At 67.1% G+C, this 21316-nt stretch carries 19 protein-coding genes; 10 read left to right on the forward strand and 9 right to left on the reverse strand.

Going from position 1 to position 21316, the window contains the following annotated elements:
- Positions 1 to 10: 10 nt before the first annotated feature.
- A complete protein-coding gene (locus BP26_RS0112965) occupies positions 11 to 214 on the forward strand; it encodes a hypothetical protein (protein ID WP_029921012.1) in 204 nt (67 codons plus the stop codon).
- 129 nt (positions 215 to 343) lie between these two features.
- Here the strand turns inward: BP26_RS0112965 and BP26_RS0112970 are convergent, their stop codons facing one another.
- On the reverse strand, positions 344 to 2410 hold the full coding sequence (locus BP26_RS0112970; RefSeq protein WP_029921013.1) for a M13 family metallopeptidase: 2067 nt from the start codon (positions 2408 to 2410) through the stop codon (positions 344 to 346).
- Positions 2411 to 2545: 135 nt separating this feature from the next.
- On the reverse strand, positions 2546 to 3184 hold the full coding sequence (locus tag BP26_RS0112975) for a lysoplasmalogenase (RefSeq protein WP_029921014.1): 639 nt from the start codon (positions 3182 to 3184) through the stop codon (positions 2546 to 2548).
- Positions 3185 to 3322: 138 nt separating this feature from the next.
- On the opposite strand from BP26_RS0112975, the gene msrB reads away from it, so the two are divergent.
- Together msrB and BP26_RS0112985 are read left to right on the forward strand one after the other, a co-directional pair.
- Entirely contained in the window at positions 3323 to 3730 is a 408-nt protein-coding gene (gene msrB / locus BP26_RS0112980) for a peptide-methionine (R)-S-oxide reductase MsrB (RefSeq protein WP_029921015.1), read from the forward strand.
- 78 nt (positions 3731 to 3808) lie between these two features.
- Positions 3809 to 4489: a type 1 glutamine amidotransferase gene (locus BP26_RS0112985; RefSeq protein WP_029921016.1), complete on the forward strand. Its 681-nt coding sequence runs from the start codon at positions 3809 to 3811 to the stop codon at positions 4487 to 4489.
- 102 nt (positions 4490 to 4591) lie between these two features.
- Here BP26_RS0112985 and BP26_RS0112990 read toward each other — a convergent pair whose 3' ends face one another.
- On the reverse strand, positions 4592 to 5728 hold the full coding sequence (locus tag BP26_RS0112990; RefSeq protein ID WP_051748929.1) for a glycosyltransferase family protein: 1137 nt from the start codon (positions 5726 to 5728) through the stop codon (positions 4592 to 4594).
- Between the two features lie 147 nt (positions 5729 to 5875).
- Here BP26_RS0112990 and BP26_RS0112995 point away from each other — a divergent pair, with 147 nt between their 5' ends.
- Positions 5876 to 6604 (forward strand): TerC family protein, encoded by a 729-nt coding sequence (locus tag BP26_RS0112995; protein WP_029921018.1) that lies wholly within the window; start codon positions 5876 to 5878, stop codon positions 6602 to 6604.
- A gap of 29 nt (positions 6605 to 6633) precedes the next feature.
- On the opposite strand, the gene BP26_RS0113000 is transcribed toward BP26_RS0112995, so the two are convergent.
- Positions 6634 to 7152: a hypothetical protein gene (locus tag BP26_RS0113000; RefSeq protein WP_157572510.1), complete on the reverse strand. Its 519-nt coding sequence runs from the start codon at positions 7150 to 7152 to the stop codon at positions 6634 to 6636.
- Positions 7153 to 7346: 194 nt separating this feature from the next.
- On the opposite strand from BP26_RS0113000, the gene uvrD reads away from it, so the two are divergent.
- Positions 7347 to 9611 (forward strand): DNA helicase II, encoded by a 2265-nt coding sequence (uvrD, locus tag BP26_RS0113005; RefSeq protein ID WP_029921020.1) that lies wholly within the window; start codon positions 7347 to 7349, stop codon positions 9609 to 9611.
- An 8-nt stretch (positions 9612 to 9619) separates the two neighbouring features.
- Positions 9620 to 9763 (forward strand): hypothetical protein, encoded by a 144-nt coding sequence (locus BP26_RS29510; RefSeq protein WP_157572511.1) that lies wholly within the window; start codon positions 9620 to 9622, stop codon positions 9761 to 9763.
- 108 nt (positions 9764 to 9871) lie between these two features.
- On the opposite strand, the gene BP26_RS27620 is transcribed toward BP26_RS29510, so the two are convergent.
- The 4 genes from BP26_RS27620 to BP26_RS0113030 form a co-directional block, all read right to left on the reverse strand.
- Positions 9872 to 10513, reverse strand: a complete 642-nt coding sequence (locus BP26_RS27620) for an SPOR domain-containing protein (protein WP_051748930.1) — start codon at positions 10511 to 10513, stop codon at positions 9872 to 9874.
- On the reverse strand, positions 10513 to 12195 hold the full coding sequence (gene argS, locus BP26_RS0113020; RefSeq protein WP_029921022.1) for an arginine--tRNA ligase: 1683 nt from the start codon (positions 12193 to 12195) through the stop codon (positions 10513 to 10515). The genes BP26_RS27620 and argS overlap by 1 nt, the downstream gene beginning before the upstream one ends.
- Before the next feature lie 213 nt (positions 12196 to 12408).
- Positions 12409 to 14592: a primosomal protein N' gene (locus tag BP26_RS0113025; RefSeq protein ID WP_029921023.1), complete on the reverse strand. Its 2184-nt coding sequence runs from the start codon at positions 14590 to 14592 to the stop codon at positions 12409 to 12411.
- A gap of 289 nt (positions 14593 to 14881) precedes the next feature.
- On the reverse strand, positions 14882 to 16081 hold the full coding sequence (locus BP26_RS0113030; protein ID WP_051748931.1) for a cation:proton antiporter: 1200 nt from the start codon (positions 16079 to 16081) through the stop codon (positions 14882 to 14884).
- Positions 16082 to 16184: 103 nt separating this feature from the next.
- On the opposite strand from BP26_RS0113030, the gene BP26_RS0113035 reads away from it, so the two are divergent.
- Entirely contained in the window at positions 16185 to 17114 is a 930-nt protein-coding gene (locus BP26_RS0113035; RefSeq protein WP_029921025.1) for a DMT family transporter, read from the forward strand.
- A 13-nt stretch (positions 17115 to 17127) separates the two neighbouring features.
- Here BP26_RS0113035 and BP26_RS0113040 read toward each other — a convergent pair whose 3' ends face one another.
- Entirely contained in the window at positions 17128 to 17574 is a 447-nt protein-coding gene (locus BP26_RS0113040; RefSeq protein ID WP_029921026.1) for a nuclear transport factor 2 family protein, read from the reverse strand.
- Positions 17575 to 17743: 169 nt separating this feature from the next.
- Between BP26_RS0113040 and BP26_RS0113045 the strand changes: the two genes are divergently transcribed.
- The 3 genes from BP26_RS0113045 to BP26_RS0113055 all read left to right on the forward strand — a co-directional run bounded on the left by BP26_RS0113045 (position 17744) and on the right by BP26_RS0113055 (position 21190).
- Complete coding sequence (locus BP26_RS0113045; protein WP_029921027.1) at positions 17744 to 18682, forward strand: ABC transporter ATP-binding protein; 939 nt, start codon at positions 17744 to 17746, stop codon at positions 18680 to 18682.
- Positions 18679 to 19455 carry an ABC transporter permease gene (locus BP26_RS0113050; protein WP_029921028.1) on the forward strand — a complete coding sequence of 259 codons (777 nt, stop codon included), beginning with the start codon at positions 18679 to 18681 and terminating at the stop codon, positions 19453 to 19455. The genes BP26_RS0113045 and BP26_RS0113050 overlap by 4 nt, the downstream gene beginning before the upstream one ends.
- A gap of 400 nt (positions 19456 to 19855) precedes the next feature.
- Entirely contained in the window at positions 19856 to 21190 is a 1335-nt protein-coding gene (locus BP26_RS0113055) for an NADH:flavin oxidoreductase/NADH oxidase family protein (protein WP_029921029.1), read from the forward strand.
- Positions 21191 to 21316: the final 126 nt, after the last annotated feature.

Consider the following 21316-nt stretch of genomic DNA (forward strand, 5'->3'; position numbering starts at 1 on the left):
GGAGGTAGTCATGTCCAACCCCAACGACACCACAGGCAACCAGACCGTCCGTTCCAGCGCGCAGAGCGTCGGCGGGCAATCCGGCGTCATCCCCAATTTCCACCACCTCGCTTCCCACGGTCCCCTGGCCCTGGAGAGCTACATCCATCTCTACCTGGAAGGCGCCGCCAAATCGGGCCTCGACACCACCAGCGGCAAGCGTCGCACTGCCTGATGCGGCGCCGGGTCCGTCAGGCGACGGTTCCGGATTGAAGCAAGCGCCATAAAAAGCCCCGGTGCGGTGCCGCACCGGGGCTGATTTTTTACGGCGGGAGAAATCCGCCGGGCTATGTGCCCAACAGGTTTACCAGAGGCTGACGCGCTTCTCCGGCGGCAGGTACATCTTGTCGCCTTCCTTGACGCCGAAGGCCTCGTAGAACGAGGGCTGGTTCATTTCCGGCACGGTGCCGCGAACCGCCTGCGGCGAGTGCGGGTCGGTCTTGATGCGGACCATGATGTCGTTGTCGCGCGCCTTGCCGCGCCAGACCTGCGCCCAGCCGCCGTAGAAGCGCTGGTCGCCGGTCAGGCCGTCGATGGTCGGCGCTTCCTTGCCGCCCAGCGACAGCTTGTAGGCCTTGTAGGCGATGGCCATGCCGGAGTTGTCGGCGATGTTCTCGCCCAGGGTCAGCTCGCCGTTGACGTGGTAGCCGGGGATCGGCTCGTACGCGGAGTACTGCTCCACCAGGGCGTGCGTCTTCGCCTTGAACTTGTCGAGGTCGGCCTGGGTGAACCAGCCCGGCGGGCTGAGCAGGTTGCCGTTGCCGTCGTACTGACTGCCCTGGTCGTCGAAGCCGTGGCTGATCTCGTGGCCGATGACGGCGCCGATGCCGCCGTAGTTCACCGCGTCGTCGGCCTTCGGGTTGAAGAACGGCGGCTGCAGGATGGCGGCCGGGAACACGATCTCGTTCATTTCCGGGTTGTAATAGGCGTTGATCGTCTGCGGCGTCATGCCCCATTCGTCGCGGTCGATCGGCTTGCCCAGCTTGTCGACGTTGCGCTGGTATTCGAAGCTCTGCGCGCGGACCATATCGCCGATCAGGTCGCCCTTGGTGATCTGCAGAGCGCTGTAGTCGCGCCACTTCACCGGGTAGCCGATTTTCGGCGTGAACTTGGCCAGCTTGTCCTGCGCCTTCTGCTTGGTCTCCGGGCTCATCCAGTCGAGCGTGTCGATATCGGCCTTGTAGGCGGCGAGCAGGTTTTTCACCAGCTGGTCCATGCGCGCCTTGGACTCGGGCGGGAAGTACTTGCCGACGTAGATCTTGCCCAGGCCTTCGCCGATGGACTCTTCCACCACGCCGATGCCGCGCTTCCAGCGCGGCTTGTTCTCCGGGATGCCGCGCAGCGCGGTACCGTAGAACGCGAAGTGCTCGTCGACGAAGCCCTTGCTCAGGAACGGCGCGAAGTCGCTCAGCAGGTGCCAGCGGAAGTAGGCCTTCCACACCGGCAGCGGCGTCTTCGCCAGGATCTTGTTGAAGGCGGTGATGTAGCTCGGCTGGCTCACCACCAGGTAGTCGGTCTTGCCTTCCACGCCGCTGGCGGCGAGGTAGGCCTTCCAGTCGTAGCCGGGCGCGAGCGCCGGCAGCTTGGCCAGCTCGACCTTGTTGTAGGCCTTCACCGGATCACGCAGCTCGACCTTGGTCCACTGCACCTTGGCCAGCTCGGTCTCCAGCGCCACGATGTCCTTGGCGTCCTTCGTCGCGGCCTTGTCGCCGGCCAGGGTGAGCATCTTCTCGACGTGCTGGCCGTACTGGGTGCGCGCCTGCTTCATCTTGTCGTCGTTGAGCAGGTAGTAGTCGCGGTCCGGCATGCCCAGGCCGTCCTGGCCCAGGTCGAACACGTACTTGGTCGAATCCTTGGCGTCCTGGTGCACGCCCGGGGTGTAGGGCGCGCTGACGCCGATCACGTTGAAATGCCCGATCAGGCCGGCGATTTCCTTCTTGTCCTTGAGCGCGTCGATCCTGGCGAACTCGGCATCCAGCGGCTTCAGGCCCTGCTGCTCCAGCGCCGCCTCGTCCATGAAGGTGGCGTACAGATCGGCGATCTTCTGCTGATCCGGATCCTTGGCGTCGACGGACTTCTGCAGGTCCTCGACGATGCCGCGCAACTGCGCCTGCGCATCGTCGCTGAGCTTGTCGAAGGAGCCGTAGCGCCCCTTGTCGGCGGGGATCTCGGTCGTCGCCAGCCACTTGCCGTTGACGTGCTTGTAGAAATCGTCCTGCGCGCGGACCCCGTCGTCCACGTATTGCAGGTCGATGCCGGATACCAGGGCGGGGGCCGCGGGCGCGGCGGCCTCCGGCTTCGGGGCCTCCGGCGGCTTGCTGCAGCCGGCGACCAGACAGGCGCAAGCTGCGCCCAAAAGCAGTTTATTCATCGCATGCCTCTGAATTTGTCGAAGTTATTTATGGGGTGGTGAGTGCACCAGACGGCCGATCATAACAGGGCGCCCGCAGCCCGCAGCCGTCACCCGGGGCATAACTTAATGAGACGCGCCATGGCCCGAAAGGGTTTAAACCGAAGCCGCGATCAACCCGATGGAGGCCCAGTAAGTCGACAGGATCAGCGCCTGCGCCCCCCGGTAGGAGCCGGCGAACCGGCGCAGCGCCAGCGAGGAATCCGACACCACGAACAGCAGCGCCCCGGCCACCGCCAGCAGCGCCGGCCGGCCGCCCAGCGTCTGCAGGCGCAGCGCCGCCGTCAGCGTCATGCCCAGCAGCACCAGGCAATACAGGGCCACCGGGATGCGCAGGCTGCCGGCGCGCGGCAACAGCCAAGCGCACAGGCCCAGCCCGTAAACCAGGGGCAGCAACGTCCAGAGCGGCGGCCAGGCCAGGGGCACGCCCTTGAGGAATGCCAGGATGAACCCCACATGAGCCAGCAGGAAGCTGCCCAGGCCGGCGGCGAACCAGCCGTCTCCCTCGAACATCAGGCAGACGTCGCCCAGCAGCGACAGCAGCAGTGCGGCGGCGACGAGCAGGCGGTAATCGGAACCGGTTGCCGGCACGAGGCTCAGCGCCGCGCCCAGGATCAGCGCGGTGGTGAGCGGCTTGAGCAGGTAGAAGGCGGGATGGCGCCGCTCTTCCCAGTCGGCGGCAATGGCGAGCAGCGCGGAAATCGCGGCGGCGCAGAACAAGGTGGCTGGTATCATCAAGCCAGCTTATCCGGGCTTGAAAGAAAACGCCCGGCTTGATGGCCGGGCGTGGCGCGGGCGCCAAAATGAGAAGGGCTGTTCTCGTGGGCGCAACCTTACGCGCCCTTTGTGAAACATCCATGACGGAGCGCAGCTATGGCAGTGGAAAAAATTGTAAAGAGCGACGCCGAATGGCGTGCCCTGCTCACCCCCGAGCAATACCAGGTGACCCGCCAGGGCGGCACCGAGTGCGCCTTCACCGGCGCCCTGTGGGACGACCACCGCGACGGCGTGTTCAGCTGCGTCTGCTGCGGCGCCGCCCTGTTCGATTCGCACAGCAAGTTCGAATCCGGCACCGGCTGGCCCAGCTTCTTCCGTCCGGTCGACGCCGAGTCCGTCGCCTCGCTGGAGGACCGCAGCCACGGCATGCGCCGCATCGAGGTGCGCTGCGCCCGCTGCGACGCCCACCTGGGCCACGTCTTCCCCGACGGACCCAAGCCCACCGGCGCGCGTTACTGCATCAATTCGGCGGCGCTGAATTTCGAAGGCAGAACCAAGCCGTAATGTCATTCTGAGCGCGGCGAAGGATCCGGCCGGATCCTTCGCCGCGCCCGCCACCACCAGCACCGCAAAACCAAGCTCATGCGCGTCCACTGGCTGCAACACGCCGACTTCGAAGACCTCGGCTGCATCGCCCCCTGGCTCGCCGACGCCGGCCACCTAGTCTCCGGCACCCGCCTCTATGCCGGCGAAACGCCGCCCGACGTCTCCGCTTTCGACGCCCTCGTCGTCATGGGCGGCCCGATGAACATCTACGAGTACGCGCAATATCCCTGGCTGCGCGGCGAGAAGGCGCTGATCCGCGCCGCCGTCGATGCCGGCAAACGCGTGCTCGGCATCTGCCTCGGCGCGCAACTGCTGGCCGACGTGCTGGGCGGCCCGGTGACGCGCAACGCCGACAGCGAGATCGGCTGGTTCCCGCTGACCCTCAGCGCGGCGGGACGCGCATCACCATTGTTCGCCGACCTGCCGGAAACCTTCACCGGCTTCCACTGGCATGGCGACACCTACGCCCTGCCATCCGGCGCCGTCTGCCTGGCGACCAGCGAGGCCTGCGCGCAGCAGGCCTTCGCCCTGGGCGATCAGGTGCTGGGCCTGCAATTCCATCTGGAAGTGACGCGCCCCAATGCGGAAGAATGGTTCCGCCACGAACAGCCGCAGCCGGCGCGCTACGTGCAGACGCCGGAACATATCCTGGCGCAGCGTGAGCGCTTCGAGGAAAACAACCGCTGGATGTGGGCGATCCTGGGACGGTTTTTGTAGGGCGGCCTGTGGCCGCCGCTGCCGCTCGACTTAAATCAACACCCCGGCGTCATACCGGCGAAAGCCGGTATGACGGATTCGGATGACGCCCGGCGATCTGTCCTATACCCCTACCGGAACACGCTCGTCCGCAGGGCCGGCATTACGCTGCTTGCGCGCCCGCTTGCTGCGCACCGGCTTGCGCCCCAGCTCATTGACGTAGCGGTGCAGGGTCTCCGTCGCCTCGGCGCGGCCGTCGCCGGCGTGTTCGCCCATGTTGGAGCGGTAGTAGTCGTAGTTGCCCATGAAGCGGTCGATATCGCTCGGCGTCAGCCGGTGGCGGTCGCCGCGCATGCCCACGCCCATGCGCTCGATCATGTAGGCGTTGAGGCGCTGTTCGAAGGCTTCTTCCGGCACCGCCAGGATCGGCTTGCTGAAGTGGATGGCTTCACCGATCAGCTGATTGCCGGCGGTGGAGAGCACCGCCTTGCAGCCGGCGAGATCGCGGATGAAGCCCTCGTTGCTGGGCGCGCGGAAATCGATGTTCTCGGACTGGCCGCGGAACGGCGTGCCGTACACCACCACCGGCAGGTCGAGCAGGCGCAGCGCGCGGTCGATGTGCGGCAGGTACTGGTGTTCGCCCTTGTTGAAGTAGGCCATCAGGAATTTGCCGTCGCGCGGCTGCACCTTGAGCACTTCCGGCCGCAGCATCGGGCCGACGATGTGCATGTTCGGATAGGCCGGCTGCGCCGGATAGAAGCTGGAGATGAGGATGCGTTCGGGGATGCCCATCAGCGCGCGGTAGCCGATGGCGTCGCGCATGCCGAGCAGGCGCAGGTCCGGCGGGAAGTGCGGCTTGCAGTAGGCGATGATGCCGACGTGGTCGTAGCTGATGCGCGGGATCTTCAGCTTCTGCGCCGCGCGGTGCGTCCAGGCCTCGGAATCCGAGATCACCAGGTCGATGCCGCGTTCGCGGAACTCCTTTTCCACCAGGGCCGAACCGGCGCCGCCGAACAGCAGGTCGGCCATCGGCGAGAAGTTGCGCGACAGGGTGCGCGAGGTCGAATGGCCGCCGCGCTCGTTGTAGGCATAGCCGATGATGGGGATGCGCACCGTCGGGAATTGCGGCGCCAGCACGTCGTAGGCGTCGCCCCCGGCGAACACCGTTACCTCGTGTTCGGCCATCAGCGAGGGCAGTACCGCGCCGCTGCGCATGGCGTGGCCGCGCCCGTAGCCCATCACCCCGTATGCGATCCGCATCGTCGCCTCCCCGCGGCGCCGGTACGCGCCGGTTGTCCTGAACGATCGGATTATCCGGACCAATTGTGACAAACCGGTGGAACGTCACGGGATTGTCACCCCGCGGAATCCGGCTATGATGGCTTTCAGATCCCTTACAGCTCCCCCATGGACTTCCTGTACAACCCAGACATCTGGGCTGCTTTCCTGACGCTGGCCGGTCTGGAGATCGTGCTCGGCGTCGACAACATCATCTTCCTCTCCATCAGCGCCTCCAAGCTGCCGCTGGAGCAGCAACCCCGGGCCCGTACCATCGGCTTGGCCGGCGCCATGCTGACGCGCATCGCCCTGCTGCTGTCGCTGGCTTTCCTGGCGCGCCTCACCGCGCCCTGGGTAACCATCCTCGGCCAGGAACTGTCCGGCCGCGATTTCATCCTGCTTATCGGCGGCTTGTTCCTGATGGGCAAGAGCACGCTGGAAATCCACGAGCAACTGGAAGGCGCGGAAGCCACCGCCGCAGGCGGCACACCGCGCACGGCCAGCTTCTTCGGCGTCATCACGCAGATCATGATCCTGGACATCGTGTTCTCGCTGGATTCGGTCATCACCGCCGTGGGCATGACGCAGAACATCCCGGTGATGGTCGCGGCCATCGTCGCCGCCGTGGTGGTGATGATGTTCTTCGCCGGCACCGTGGCGCGCTTTGTCGACGAGCATCCCACCATCCGCACCCTGGCCCTGGCGTTCCTGATCCTGATCGGCATGTCCCTGGTGGCGGAGAGCTTCGATTTCCATGTACCGAAGGGGTATATCTACTTCGCCATGGCGTTCTCCGGAGCGGTGGAGATCGTCAACTTGCAGATGCACAAGCGGCGCAGGAAGGCTGCAGGCAAATAAGCCTGCCCCGCGGCGGCCGGGTCCGCCGGCTACTGCACGGTCAGCGTGAGGCTGCTTCCGGCCGCGGTGATGACGAATTGGCCTCGCGCCGGAGGGGTCACCGTGGCGCTGAGGGTGCAATTGGTCGCGGCGGGAACCGTTGCGTTGCTCAGGGTGATTTCCGTCGTGGTGGAATTCGGCATGGTGGTCGCCACCGTGCCGGGGGTGCAACTGTAGCTGGGACCGGCGTTGATGCTGAGGCCGGAGCTGAACGTGATGGAAGTGCTGACTCCGGTTTCGTCCGTGGCCAGGCTGTTGGTGATCTGCACGCCCACCACGGTCGTGGCGCCGAACTGAATCGTGGAAGGATTGACGAAGCCGCTGAAGCCGTTGCCGGCGCCGCTGCTGGAGCTGCTGCTCGAGCCACCACCGGACGAAGATGAGGAACTGGATCCGCTGTCGGGGCAATTCAGCGTGCCGGTGCCGATGCAGAGCGTGTGCCCGCCGCACGCGGCCAAGCCGGACAGGCAGGCCCATCCAAGTCCGATTTTCCAGAATCGTTTGAGCACACGCTTCTCCTCGGCAGCCATTGCACACCTGCCGGCCTGGTGCGGGTTCCGTCAAACGACAGCGTTCCCACGCTGTTCTTCCCGAACACCAAAGCCGATCATTCGGCGACGCGGGCGGCACGCATGGCCGCCTTCAGCCTGATTTTGCCCTATTGCGCGGCGCTTCGCGCGCGCATGAGCGGTACAATGAGCCGATGCAATTCGAAGCTCCGAATCCCGAAGTAGTGGCCTTGGTCGCGGCGCTGAATCCCGCGCAGAAAGAAGCGGTTACGGCGCCTCCCGAACATCGCCTGGTATTGGCGGGCGCGGGCTCCGGCAAGACCCGCGTGCTGACGCACCGCATCGCCTGGCTGATCGCGGTGGAAAACGTCTCGCCGCATTCGATCCTGGCGGTGACCTTCACCAACAAGGCGGCGTCGGAGATGCGCGGGCGCATCGAGTCGCTGATCAACGTTCCGGTGCGCACCATGTGGGTCGGCACCTTCCACGGCATCGCGCACCGCATGCTGCGCCTGCACTGGAAAGAGGCGCGCCTGCCGCAGAACTTCCAGATCCTCGATGCCGATGACCAGCAGCGGCTGGTGAAGCGCGTGCTGCGCAGCCTCGACCTGCCCGACGACAAGTGGCCGCCGAAGATGGTGACGGGCTACATCAACGGCCAGAAGGAAGAAGGGCGGCGCCCCGAAGCGATGCAGGACCAGGGCGACTACGCGCAGCGCCAGCTGGCGCGGGTCTACAGCGCCTACCAGCAGCAGTGCGAGGCCAACGGCCTGGTGGATTTCGCCGAGCTGCTGCTGCGCGCGCACGAGCTGTGCCGCGACAACCCGCAGATCCAGGCGCATTACCGCAACCGCTTCCGCCATATCCTGGTCGACGAGTTCCAGGACACCAACACCCTGCAATACGCCTGGCTGCGCGTGCTGGCCGGCGATCGCGGGGTGCTGTTCGCGGTGGGCGACGACGACCAGTCGATCTACTCCTGGCGCGGCGCCAAGGTCGAGCACATGATGCGCCTGGGACACGATTTCCCGGGGCTGGAAGTGATCCGCCTGGAGCAGAACTACCGCTCCACCGGCACCATCCTCAAGGCCGCCAACGGCCTCATCTCCAGGAACAACGGCCGCCTCGGCAAGAACCTGTGGACCGAGGACGGCGAGGGTGAGCCGATCCAGCTTTACGCCGCCTTCAACGAATACGACGAGGCCGAGTTCGTCGTCAACAAGATGAAGTCGCACCTCGACGGGCGCTGCCGCTATGTCGATCTCGCCGTGCTGTACCGCTCCAACGCGCAGTCGCGCGTGCTGGAAGAGTCGCTGATCCGCAACCGCATTCCCTATCGCATCTACGGCGGCCTGCGCTTCTTCGAGCGCATGGAAGTGAAGGACGCGCTGGCCTACCTGCGTCTCACCACCAGCCGCGACGACGACAACAGCTTCGAGCGCGCGGTCAACACGCCGGCGCGCGGCATCGGCGCGACCACGCTGGAACGCCTGCGCGCCCTCGCGCGCGAGCAGGGCACTTCCTTGTGGAAGGTGGCGCAGGAAGCCGGCGCGGCGCTGGGCCGCAGCCACGGGAACCTGAAGCAGTTCCTCGACCTGATCGACGGGCTGGCCCGGGACATCCAGGACGAGCCGCTGTCGAAGATGATGGAAACGGCGATCGAGCGCTCCGGCCTGCGCGAGCACTACAAGAAGGAAAAGGGCGAGCAGGCCGAATCGCGCCTGGAGAACCTGGACGAACTGATCAACGCCGCGCGCGGCTTCGAACGCCCGGCGGAAGACGAGGGCATCGCGCCGCTCGATTCCTTCCTGGCCCATGCCGCTCTGGAATCCGGCGAGCGCCAGGCAGGCGAGGGCGAGGACTGCGTGCAGCTGATGACGCTGCACTCGGCCAAAGGCCTGGAGTTCCCCATCGTCTTCCTGGTGGGCATGGAGAACGGCCTGTTCCCACACCAGCGCGCGGTGGAGGAGGGCAGCCTCGAAGAGGAGCGCCGCCTCTGCTACGTCGGCATCACCCGCGCGCGCAAGCAGCTGTACCTGAGCTATGCCGAAGTGCGGCGCGTCCACGGTGTCGAGCAGATCGGCTCGCCCTCGATGTTCGTGCGCGAAATCCCGCCCGAGTACATCGTCGAAACGCGGCCGCGCGCCGGCATCCTGCGGCCGACCTTCTCCCAACCCTCGCGTTCCTACGGCTCCGGCGGCGGCTATAGCCCCGGCAGCAACTATCCCAGCCGCGGCGGCTACGACCGCACGCCGTCGCGCACCGCGACCAGCGCCGCCACCGCCAACGATGTGCCCGGCGGCTACAAGCTCGGCGCGCGCGTGCGACACGCCAAGTTCGGCGAAGGCACCATCCTCACCTTCGACGGCGACGGCGACCGCATGCGCGTCGAAGTGCGCTTCCGCGAAGCCGGCACCAAGTGGCTGATGCTGGCGCAAGCCAAGCTGGAAGCGCTATAAAAGCGCCCATGAACAAGGCCGAGTGGATCCTGCTGCTGGTGGTCGTCGGGATATTGGTGGCGCCCTTCGTCACGGTGAAGGCGCTGGCGACCTTCCGCAGGCGCGGCAAGCTGCCGCCGGCGCAGCCGTACAAGAACGGCGACGAAGACTAAGCCCAGCGTAGCCCGGGAAGCGCATAGCGCTACCCGGGGTCTTTCATTCTGCGGTGAACCTCCCGGGTAGCGCTACGCGCTTCCCGGGCTACGGCTTGGTGCTGAAACTCAACCCGCCTTCACCTTCACCAGCATCCCCTTGATGCCGTTGTCGTCGAGCCGCTGCAGGATTTCCTGCGCCTTGGCCAGGCTGGCCTGCGGCCCGATGCGCACGCGGAACCAGGTCTCGGCCTGGTCGATGGTCACCTGCTCAATCTTCGACTCCACCCCCAGCAGCGCCAGGCTGGCGCGGCTGCGATCGGCTTCCTCGCGGGTCTTGTAGGCGCCGACCTGGATCAGGTACTGCCCCGGTTCGGCGATTTCCGGCGTGGTGGCCTTGCCGGCCTTGGCCGACGCCGCGGCGTCCTCGCGCGGAATCACCACCTCGTAGCTCGGCAGCATCTCGTAGAAGGCGTACTTCGACGGCTGCTTCGGCGGCAGCGGAATCGGCTTCTGCGCCTGCGCCGCAGCGGCGGCCGGAGTCGCAGCGCTGGCGATCAAGGGTGAAGTCTTGGCCGGGCGGTTGATCCATACCCAGCCGGCGGCGCACAGGCCCAGCGACAGCCCGATCACCAGGCCTACCACCAGCCCCGGGTTGCCGCCGCCGGACCTGCCGCCACCACCACCGCCGCTGCGACGCGCGGCGGCGCCGCGTCCGGCATTGCCGCGGCCACTGCCGGTACTGCGGTTCTTGGCGTAATCCTTCGCCATCACATTTTCTCCGGCGCGGACACGCCCAGCAGATCGAGGCCGTTGCGCAGCACCTGCTGCGTCGCCACCGCCAGCGCGATGCGCGCGTTGCGCAGGCCGGCGTCGTCCACCAGCATCGGCTGGGTGTTGTAGAAGCCATGGAAGGCCGCTGCCAGCTCGCGCAGGTACTGCGCCACCAGGTGCGGCTCCATCAGGTCCGCCGCGGCCGCGACGATGTCGGGATACTTGGTCAGCTGTCCGATCAGGCCCAGCTCGGCGGCTTCGGTGAGGTGCGGCAGCGCCGCCTTGCCGGTTTCCGGCGTCCACGCCGGCAGGCCGCGCTCGCCCAGCTGGCGCAGCACGGCGGCGACGCGCGCGTGCGCGTACTGGATGTAGTACACCGGGTTGTCGTTGGTCTGCGCCCGCGCCAGGTCGATGTCGAACACCAGCTGCGAGTCGGACTTGCGCGCCGCCAGGAAGTAGCGCGTGGCGTCGCGGCCGACCTCGTCGATGAGGTCGCGCAGGGTGACGTAGCTGCCGGCGCGCTTGGAAATCTTCACCTCTTCGCCGCCGCGCATCACCGTCACCATCTGGTGCAGCACGTATTCGGGCCAGCCCTTCGGGATGCCGATTTCCAGCGCCTGCAGGCCGGCGCGCACACGGGCGATGGTGCCGTGATGATCGGCGCCCTGCTCGTTGATGACGCGCACGAAGCCGCGCTGCCACTTGGCCACGTGGTAGGCCACGTCCGGCAGGAAATAGGTGTAGCCGCCTTCGGACTTGCGCATGACGCGGTCCTTGTCGTCGCCGAAGTCGGTGGTGCGCAGCCACAGCGCGCCGTCCTGCTCGAAGGTGTGGCCGCTCTTCAGCAGCGCTTCCACCGTCTGCTCGACCTTGCCGTCGCTGTAGAGCGAGGACTCGAGATAGTAGACGTCGAAGTGCACGCCGAAGGCTTTCAGGTCCAGGTCCTGTTCGCGGCGCAGGCAGGCGACGGCGAAGCGGCGGATGGCTTCGAGATCGTCCGGGTCCTTGGCGGCGGTCACATCCTGGTCGTCGGCGATGACGGTCTCACCGGCGAGATAGGCCTTGGCCACATCCTTGATGTACTCGCCGCGGTAGCCGTTCTCCGGCCAGCCCGGCTGCTCCGGTTCGACGCCCTTGCAGCGCGCCTGCACCGACAGCGCGAGGTTGGCGATCTGCGCGCCGGCGTCGTTGTAGTAGAACTCGCGGCAGACGTCCCAGCCGGCGGCGGCCAGCAGCCGCGCCAGGCTGTCGCCCACCGCCGCGCCGCGGCCGTGGCCGACATGCAGCGGACCGGTCGGGTTGGCGGAGACGAATTCCACCATCGCCTTCCTGCCCGCGCCGTTGTTGTTGCGGCCGTAGGCCGCGCCGGCATCGAGGATGTCGGCAACTATGGACTGGAAGGCGGCGGGCGCCATGAAGAAGTTGATGAAACCCGGCCCGGCGATCTCCACCTTGGCCACCAGCGGCGAAGCCGGCAGCGCCTGCACCAGCTCCTCGGCGACCTTGCGCGGCGGCTTGCCCAGCGGCTTGGCCAGGGCCAGCGCCAGGTTGGTGGCGAAGTCGCCGTGCTTGCTGTCCTTGGTCGGATCGAGGTTGATCGTCTCCGGCGCGGTCACGGCGGAGCCGGCCAACAGCGTAGCGAGTGCCTGGCGCAGCAGGGCAAGGATCTGGAGTTTCATTCGGATGCGCGGTGCTTCGCGCGATGGTCAGGTTTTGAACTGCGGATTGTACCGCCTGCGCATCGAGCGCAGCGGCAAATAGTAGGGCGGCCCGTGGCCGCCATTGCTCCGTCCAGGTGATGCGCAGCGGCGGCTCCCTGTAGGTCGGTTCGGAGTGCGCTGTCGGCTCCGCTACGCTTGAGCCGACCTACGACCGCCGCGGCAAGGGGTGGCCTAAAACAGGTCCGCCGGATCGACATCCACCGACCAGCGCAGGCGCTTGGCCGCGGGCAGCGTTTCGATGGCGGCGAGCCACCGTTCCAGCAGCCGGTGCAGGGCGGAACGCGAGGCGCCGCGCAGCAGCAGTTGCGCGCGGTGATAGCCAGCGCGGCGGGCCATGCCGGCAGGCGCGGGGCCGAGCGCCTCGACGCCGGAATTTTCCGGCATCAGTTCGCGCGCCTGACGCAGGAAGGCCAGCGCCTCGCCTTCCTGCCGCGCCTCGGCGCGGAGCAGCGCCAGATAGCCGAAGGGCGGCAGGCCGAACTCGCGGCGCTCGCGCAGCAGGGCTTCGCAGAACGCCGGGTAGCCTTCCTGCACCAGTATCCGCAGCAGCGGATGCTCCGGCTGATGCGTTTGCAACAGCACTTCGCCCGGCTGGCCCTTGCGGCCGACGCGACCGGCGACCTGGGTCACCAGCTGCCCCATGCGTTCCAGGGCGCGGAAGTCGCTGCCGTACAGGGCCTGGTCGACGTCGAGCACGCCGGCGAAGCTGAGGCCGGCGAAGTCGTGGCCCTTGGCCAGCACCTGGGTGCCGACCAGGATGTCGATGGCGCCGCGGCGCACGTCGGCCAGCAGCCGCTCCAGTTCGCCGGCGCGGCCCAGGCGGTCGGAATCGAAGCGCTCGATGCGGCGGCCGGGAAAGCGCAGCCGCAGGCTGTCTTCCACCCGCTCGGTGCCCTGGCCCACCGGCACCAGCTCGGTGCCGCCGCAGTCGGGGCAGGCCAGCGGCATCGGCACGGAATGGCCGCAGTGGTGGCAGATCAGGCGGCGGCGGGCGCGGTGCAGGGTCATCCGCGCATCGCAGTTCGGACAGGGCGCGACCCAGCCGCAATCGTGGCACAGCAGCGCCGGGGCATAGCCGCGGCGGTTGAGGAACAGCAGGGCCTGGCCCCCGCCGGCAAGATGCCGCTCCACACCCTCCAGCACCGGCGTGCTGAGTCCGTGCTGCAAGGGCTGGGCGCGCATGTCGATGACGCCGATGCGCGGACCGGCGGCGGTGAACACGCGCTGCTGCAGGCGCAGGTGGCGATAGCGACCGGCCGCGGCATTGTGGCGGCTCTCCAGCGCCGGAGTGGCGCTGCCCAGCACGGCCGGGATGCGCAGGCGCTGCGCCCGGATCAGGGCCAGGTCGCGCGCGGCATAGCGCAGGCCTTCCTGCTGCTTGTAGGAGACGTCATGCTCCTCGTCGATGATCAGCAGACCTGGCCGCGCCAGCGGCAGGAACACCGCCGAACGGGTGCCGACGAGCACGTCCACCTCGCCGCGGCGCGCGCGCATCCAGTTGCGCGCCCGCTCGTTGTCGCTGAGGCCGGAGTGGTAGCTGGCGACGCGGGCGCCGAAGCGGCGCTCGAAGCGCTCCGCCAGTTGCGGCGTCAGGCCGATCTCCGGCGCCAGCACCAATACCTGCTTGCCGGCGGCGAGGGCGTCGGCGGTCAGTTGCAGGTAGATCTCGGTCTTGCCGCTGCCGGTGACGCCCTCCAGCAGGGTCGCCGCGTAGCCGGGCGGCGCTGCGCGCAGGGCTTCCAGCGCGGCGGTCTGCTCGGCGGTCAGCGGCGGCGGCGTTTCCAGGATGCGCAGTTCCGCGCCGCCGGCCGCCGCGACGTGTCCGATCCAGCCCCGCTCCAAGGCGCGGCGGATGGCGGCGGCGGCTTTGGGCTGCGCTTCCAGCAGGGTGGCGCGCGACAGGGCGCCTTCGCCCAGCTTTTCCAGCACCGCGCGCAGCGCCGCCGAGCGCGCCGGCAGGTCGGGCAGCGCGACGCTGCCGGCGGCGGTCAGGCTGAGCAGGGTCGGCGCGGCGGTCGAGGGTGCGGCCTTGCCGTGGCGCAGCGGTCCCGGCAGGGCCGTGGCCAGCACTTCGCCCAACGGATGGTGGTAGTAGTCGGCGGCCCAGCGGCACAGGGCCAGCAGTTCGGCGTCGAGCAGGGGTGTTTCGTCCAGTACCGCCGTCACCGGCCGGCATTCGAACTCCGGCTCCCCCACCTCCCGGGGCGGTTCCAGCACCACGCCGATCTGCTCGCGCCGCCCGAACGGCACCCGCACCCGCACGCCCGGCAGCAGCCTGCCAGGCTCGATTTCGCCCAGGGCGTAATCGAAGGTACGCCGCAGCGGTACGGAGATGGCGACGCTGACCAGCTTCACGGAAGCCTTGTGGATAATTGTGTGGACAGAAAGCCACGATGCGGCGGCGTACGCAGGGAGGCAAAATCGGGCCAAACTTGTTTCATAAATATAACAATATATAAATCATTAACTTGCGAGACATTTTGAAAGATGGCTCTGCGCCGGCTCTTGACCCCGGTCAAATCATGCGTTCCCCGCCCCATGTGTATAAAAACGGTGCAGCACCCCATTTTCCCCCGCCGCAGCAATAGTGCGGAATGACCTAATGGCGCGGGTTCCGCCTCGAAACGCCCGTGGTGAGCCGTGTTCAGCCGCCCGCGATGCTGCCGTCGAGCCGCGTCTTGCGGGTGTGCAGCATACGCCGCTGGGTGCGGCCGATCAGCCCGATCCAGGCCGGCGACAGCAGCAGGGTGGCGGAGATCACCGCGATCACCAGCTGATACTCGAAATTGGTGATCAGGCCGCTTTGCACCCCCACCGCGGCCAGCACGAAGGAGAACTCGCCGATCTGCGCCAGGTGGGCGCCGGCATAGATCGAATAGCGCCAGGGGTCGCCCAGGGCATGGAAGATCAGGGCGTTGATGACGGTGTTGCCGAGCAGCACCGCCACCGCGATGAAGCCGACCAGCATGGCGTGCTCCACCACGAAATCCAGGCTGACCAGCAGCCCGACCGAGACGAAGAACACCGCCACGAAGACCACCCGGAACGGCTCCATCCGGTCCGCCACCCACTCGGTCTCGCGCGCGGCGCCGACCAGCATGCCGGCGAGAAACGCGCCCAGGCTGGCCGACAGCTCGAAACCTTCCGCCAGCAGGGCGAAGCCGAGGCACAGGGCGAAGGCGACGAAGATCTGCAGCTCGCGGTCGCCGCGCAGCTTCTCGCTGAACGGCAGGCGCAGGTTCTTGCCCCACACGATCCAGGACAGCAGGGCCAGGGCCAGGGTGCCGCCGACCAGCTGCAGGGCGATGGTCTTGCCGCTGATGCCGTCGTTGCCGAAGAAGTCGATCACGATCAGCATCGGGATCACCGCCAGGTCCTGCGCCAGCAGCACGCCGAGCGCGTCCTTGCCGATCTTGGCCTCGGTCTGGCCGGTTTCGCGCAGGTAGTTCAGCACCAGGGCGGTGCTCGACAGGCTGACCACGAAGCCCAGCAGGATGATGCGCGAGTGATCCCAGCCCAGCCACCAGCCGAGCAGCCAGATGGCGCCGACGCTGGCGCCGATCTGCACGGCGGTGCCGATGAAGGTGATGCGCCAGCGCGTCAGCAGGTCGCGCGGATTGTTCTCCATGCCGATGAAGAACAGCAGCAGCAGCACGCCGAATTCGCCGATGCGCGACAGGGTGGCGCGCTCGGTCAGCAGCGCCAGGCCGTGCGGGCCGAGCAGGATGCCGGCCGCGAGATATCCCACCACGTGCGGCTGGCGCAGCGCGCGCGAGATGAAGGCCACGCCCAGGATTCCCAGGATCGCGGCCACGATCTTCAGCATGAAGGGATCGTAATGCATAAAATATCGCTGTAATTACCCAATCTTAGTGTGCGCAGACGGGTTCGCGTTCCCTTCGATCCGAACCCGCCTGACGAACGCGCGCCGCCAGCATCCGCATTCCATGTCCGCCACTGCTTCCGCCAGCGTTCGTTACGCCCTGCCCGGCCTGGTGCTCGGCGCGGTGCTGATCGGCCTGGCACCGATCTTCGTGCGCCTGGCTGGTGTCGGCCCGACCGCGGCGGCGTTCTGGCGCGTGTTCCTGGCGCTGCCGGTGCTGTACCTGCTGCAACGGGCCACCACCAGCGTGGCGACGCGCGGCGAGCAGGCGCGCCGCGGCGGCAGCACCCTGATCCTGTGGCTGGCGGGGCTGGCCTTCGCCGGTGACCTGGCGGTGTGGCACCAGTCGATCCACCTCACCTCGATCGCCAATTCCACCCTGCTCACCAACCTGGCGCCGGTGTTCCTGACCCTGGTGCTGCACTTCGGCTTCGGCCAGCGCCATGCGCCGCGCTTCTGGTTGGGCCTGGTGCTGGCGCTGACGGGCGCGGTGGTGCTGCTCGCCGGCAGCCTGCGCATCGGCCCGGAGACCGTGCTGGGCGACCTTTGCGCCATCGTCACCGCGATGTTCTATGCGGCGTATCAGCTATTGGTCAGCCGCGGCCGGCAGAATTTCTCCGCCCTGGACGTGATGCTGCGTAGCTCGGCCGGTGCAGCCGTGGTGCTGCTGGTCATCACCATCGCCACCGGCGAGCCGTTCTGGCCGCGCGATGCGCATTCCTGGGCGATCCTGGCGGCGCTGGCGGTGATCTCCCACGTCGGCGGCCAGGGCCTGATCGCCTGGGCCCTGGCCCACCTGCCGGCCTCGTTCTCCTCGGTGACCCTGCTGGTGCAGCCCATCGCGGCCACCATCTTCGCCTGGCTGATCCTGAGCGAAGGCTTCGGGCCGCAGCAGGTACTGGGCGGGGTGATCGTGATGGCCGGCATCCTGCTGTGCCGCTTCGCCATGCCGGCGCGGAATCCGCAGGTGGAGGCGGAGAAGGCCGGGGCTTAGCGTTGATCCGGCTTCAGCCGGTACCGACACCGCCCGGCACGTTGTAGTCGAAGCACTTCTGTTCGACCCGCTCGTTCATGCGCCAGCCCTGCGCGGTGCGGGTGAATTTGTCGTGGTACCAGAGGCCGAGGAACATCACCTGGCTCTTGCCTTCGCCCAGGTTTATCTGCATCGGGTTGAAGCAGATGATGGTGGAGCTGGCCAGGTCGCCCTCGATCTTCAGCGCGGCGTTGCTCACCATGTGGAAGTAGTTGGGAAATTTCGGCAGCACCTCCGACAGCCAGGCCTTGATTTCCGGATAGCGGCCGTCGATGCCGCCCATGGCGCGGTAATCGATGTAGGCGTCGGGCGTGAAGATCGCGTCGAGCAGGTCGAAGTTCTTGGTGTCGATGGCGGTGGCGTAGTCGGTGAACAGTTGCTGGATTTCCAGGCGATCGGAAATCTGCTGCAGGCTCAACATGGGGCTCCTCCGGATGTTTTTGCTCGTCGCAGCAGCATGTGCATTCGGCAGGGGCGGGGCTTCGTCCGTTTGGGGCAGTGGCGGCGGGCCGCTTTACACGCGCGGCCGGGCGCCAGATGGTGGCTGCAATGCGTTACGCTTGCGGGTACACATTGAGCGAGACCGCATGATGATGCCGGTGTTGTCGATCCAGAACCTGTCCAAGAGCTACGCCTCGGGCCTGCAAGCGCTGAAGGGCGTGAACCTGGAAATCCGCAAGGGCGAGATCTTCGCCCTGCTCGGGCCCAACGGCGCGGGCAAGACCACGCTGATCAGCATCGTCTGCGGCATCGTCACCGCCAGCGAGGGCGTGGTCATCGCCGACGGCCACGACATCGTGCGCGACTACCGCGCGGCGCGGACCAAGATCGGGCTGGTGCCGCAGGAACTGGCCACCGACACTTTCGAAACGGTGTGGGCCACGGTGAACTTCAGCCGCGGCCTGTTCGGGCGCGCGCCGGATCCGGCGCACATCGAACGGGTGCTGCGCGACCTGTCGCTGTGGGAGAAGCGCAAGGACCGCATCATGACCCTGTCCGGCGGCATGAAGCGGCGCGTGATGATCGCCAAGGCGCTGGCGCACGAGCCGGAGATCCTGTTCCTCGACGAGCCCACCGCCGGCGTCGACGTGGAGCTGCGCCGCGACATGTGGGCGCTGGTGCGCGGCCTGCGCGAGAAGGGCGTGACCATCATCCTGACCACGCACTACATCGAGGAAGCCGAGGAGATGGCCGACCGCATCGGCGTGATCAGCAAGGGCGAGCTGATCCTGGTGGAGGACAAGGCGACGCTGATGAAGAAGCTGGGCAAGAAACAACTCACGCTGCAGCTGCAGGAACCGATGGACGCGATCCCCGCCGCGCTGGGCCAATGGCAGCTGGCGCTGAAGGCCAACGGCAACGAACTGGAATACAGCTTCGATACCGGCGAGGACCATACCGAGATCCCGGCCCTGCTGCGGCGCATGGGCGAGCTGGGGATCGCCTTCAAGGATCTCAACACCCGGCAGAGCTCGCTGGAGGACATCTTCGTCAGCCTGGTCACCACGCGCAAGGGAGCGACGGCATGAGCTGGCTCGACTTCAACCGTCGCGGCGTCTGGGCCATCTATCACTTCGAGATGGCGCGCTTCCGCCGCACCCTGCTGCAAAGCCTGGTCACGCCGGTGATGACCACCTCGCTGTACTTCGTGGTGTTCGGCTCGGCCATCGGCTCGCGCATGACCCAGGTCGGCGGCGTGCCCTACGCCGCCTTCATCGTGCCCGGCCTGATCATGCTGTCGCTGTTCACGGAGAGCCTGTCCAACGCCTCGTTCGGCATCTACTTCCCGAAGTTCACCGGCACCATCTACGAGCTGCTGTCGGCGCCGGTGTCCTCGCTGGAAATCGTGCTGGCCTACGTCGGCGCCGCGGCGAGCAAGTCGATCCTGCTCGGCCTGATCATCCTGGCCACCGCCTCGCTGTTCGTGCCGCTGCACATCCTGCATCCGTTCTGGATGCTGGCCTTCCTGATCCTCACCGCCGCCACCTTCAGCCTGTTCGGCTTCATCATCGGCATCTGGGCCAAGGGCTTCGAACACCTGCAATTCATCCCGATGCTGATCGTCACGCCCCTGACCTTCCTCGGCGGCGCCTTCTACTCCATCGACATGCTGCCCCCCGCCTGGCGCACCGTGACCCTGTTCAACCCGGTGGTGTACCTGATCAGCGGCTTCCGCTGGGCCTTCTTCGGTACCGCCGACGTCGGCGTGGGCATCAGCCTGTCGATGACTCTGGGGTTCTTCGGGCTGTGCCTGGGGCTGGTGACGTGGATTTTCAGAACCGGGTACCGGTTGAAGAATTAGGGGTCCGGGTCCGCGGCTGTTGATGCAAAGCATGGTGTTTTTCATCATGCGTGCCATGCGTGCCAAGGGTTTTTGTTGGCACGCATGCGGCGAGCGGTGCGCGTACAACGTTGTTCGTCCACGCGTCGAATTCAGCAGAACTGGATCCCCGCCTGCGCGGGGATGACGAAGAGGGATGGGTCCGCGCTTGGCTCCTCCCTCGATACAAATCGCTGCGCGATTCACTCGGGACGAACGGAGGGTGGCGCGGCGCAACGGAAAAAGCGGCCCCTCACCCCACGCCCGTGACTCGGAGCGCGCAGCGGTGGAGCGGGAACGGGCGACAAGAACCCGGATGACGTTTGGGCCCTTTTCCGTCATAGCGGTGTCCGGTTAGCGTGTAGCCTCCAGGAAAACAACCATGTCCAATAACAATCTCCTCGCTCAGCCCCTGAACCTGCCCTGCGGCGCCACGCTCCCCAACCGCATCTGCAAGGCGGCGATGACCGAGGGTATCGCCGATGCGCAGTTGCGCGCCACGGAGCGCCATGTGCGGCTCTACCGCCGCTGGGCCGAGGGCGGCGCCGGGCTGCTGATCAGCGGCAACGTGATGATCGACCGCCGCGTGCTGGAGCGGCCGGGCAATGTGGCGATCGATCCGGCGACGCCGGATGCGGAGGCGATGACGCGCCTGCGCAACTGGGCCAGGGCGGGGACCAGCAACGGCAATCACCTGTGGATGCAGATCAACCACGCCGGCCGGCAATCGCCCTGGTACGTGACGGGCCAGCCGCTGGCGCCGTCCGAGGTGCAGCTGAACCTGATGGCGAACTATCGCCGGCCGCGCGCGTTGCGCGAGGAGGAGATCCTCGACTTCATCCAGCGCTATGCCAACGTGGCGCGCACCGCCCGCGAAGCGGGCTTCACCGGCGTGCAGGTGCACGGCGCCCACGGCTACCTGATCAGTTCCTTCCTCTCGCCGGTGACCAATCGCCGCAGCGATGCCTGGGGCGGCAGCCTGGAGAACCGCGCGCGTTTCCTGCTGGAGGTGGTGAAGGCGACGCGCGCAGCGGTGGGCCCGGACTACCCGGTAGGGCTGAAGCTCAACTCGGCGGATTTCCAGAAGGGCGGCTTCAGCAACGAGGAATGCCTGCAGGTGGTGCAGTGGCTCAACGGCAGCGGCCTGGACCTGCTGGAGGTCTCCGGGGGCACCTACGAGCAGCCGCGCCTGCTCGGCTACACCGGCGAAGCATCCACCGCGGTGGATGCGACGCAGGCCTCGGTGACGAGCAGCAGCACGCAGCGGCGCGAGGCTTATTTCCTCGAATACGCCATGGCGATCCGCAAGGTGGCGAAGATGCCGCTGATGGTGACCGGCGGCTTCCGCACCCGCGCCGGCATGGAGCAGGCCCTGGCGGAAGGCTCGGTGGACGTGATCGGCCTGGCGCGGCCGCTGTGCACCGATGCGGACGTGCCGAAACGGCTGCTGGCCGGCAGCGATGCGAAGCTGCCCGATTACGAGCACCGCCTCAGGCTCGGCAACGGCGTGTTCGCGCCGACCACCAAAGTGTTCCTGTTCAAGCTGGTCAACCTGCTCGGACAGCAGGGCTGGTACTACCAGCAGATCGCGCGCATGGGCGATGGCTTGAAGCCGGTGCTGGAACGCGGCGTGTTCGGCGCGTTCGTGCGCTACCTGTGGGATGAGTACACGACGGCCTGGCGGATGAGAAGGGCGCGGGCGGCACTGCGGGGGTGAGTATTTTGTAGGGCGGGCCATGCCCGCCGCTGCGCCGCACTCGGATGGAAACAGCCGGCGGGCACGGCCCGCCCTACGAGTACCGCGTCATGCCGGCGAAAGCCGGTATGACGGTGTTGATGGTTT

Source organism: Nevskia soli DSM 19509 (assembly GCF_000711955.1).
In the GTDB taxonomy this organism is placed as follows: Bacteria; Pseudomonadota; Gammaproteobacteria; order Nevskiales; family Nevskiaceae; genus Nevskia; species Nevskia soli.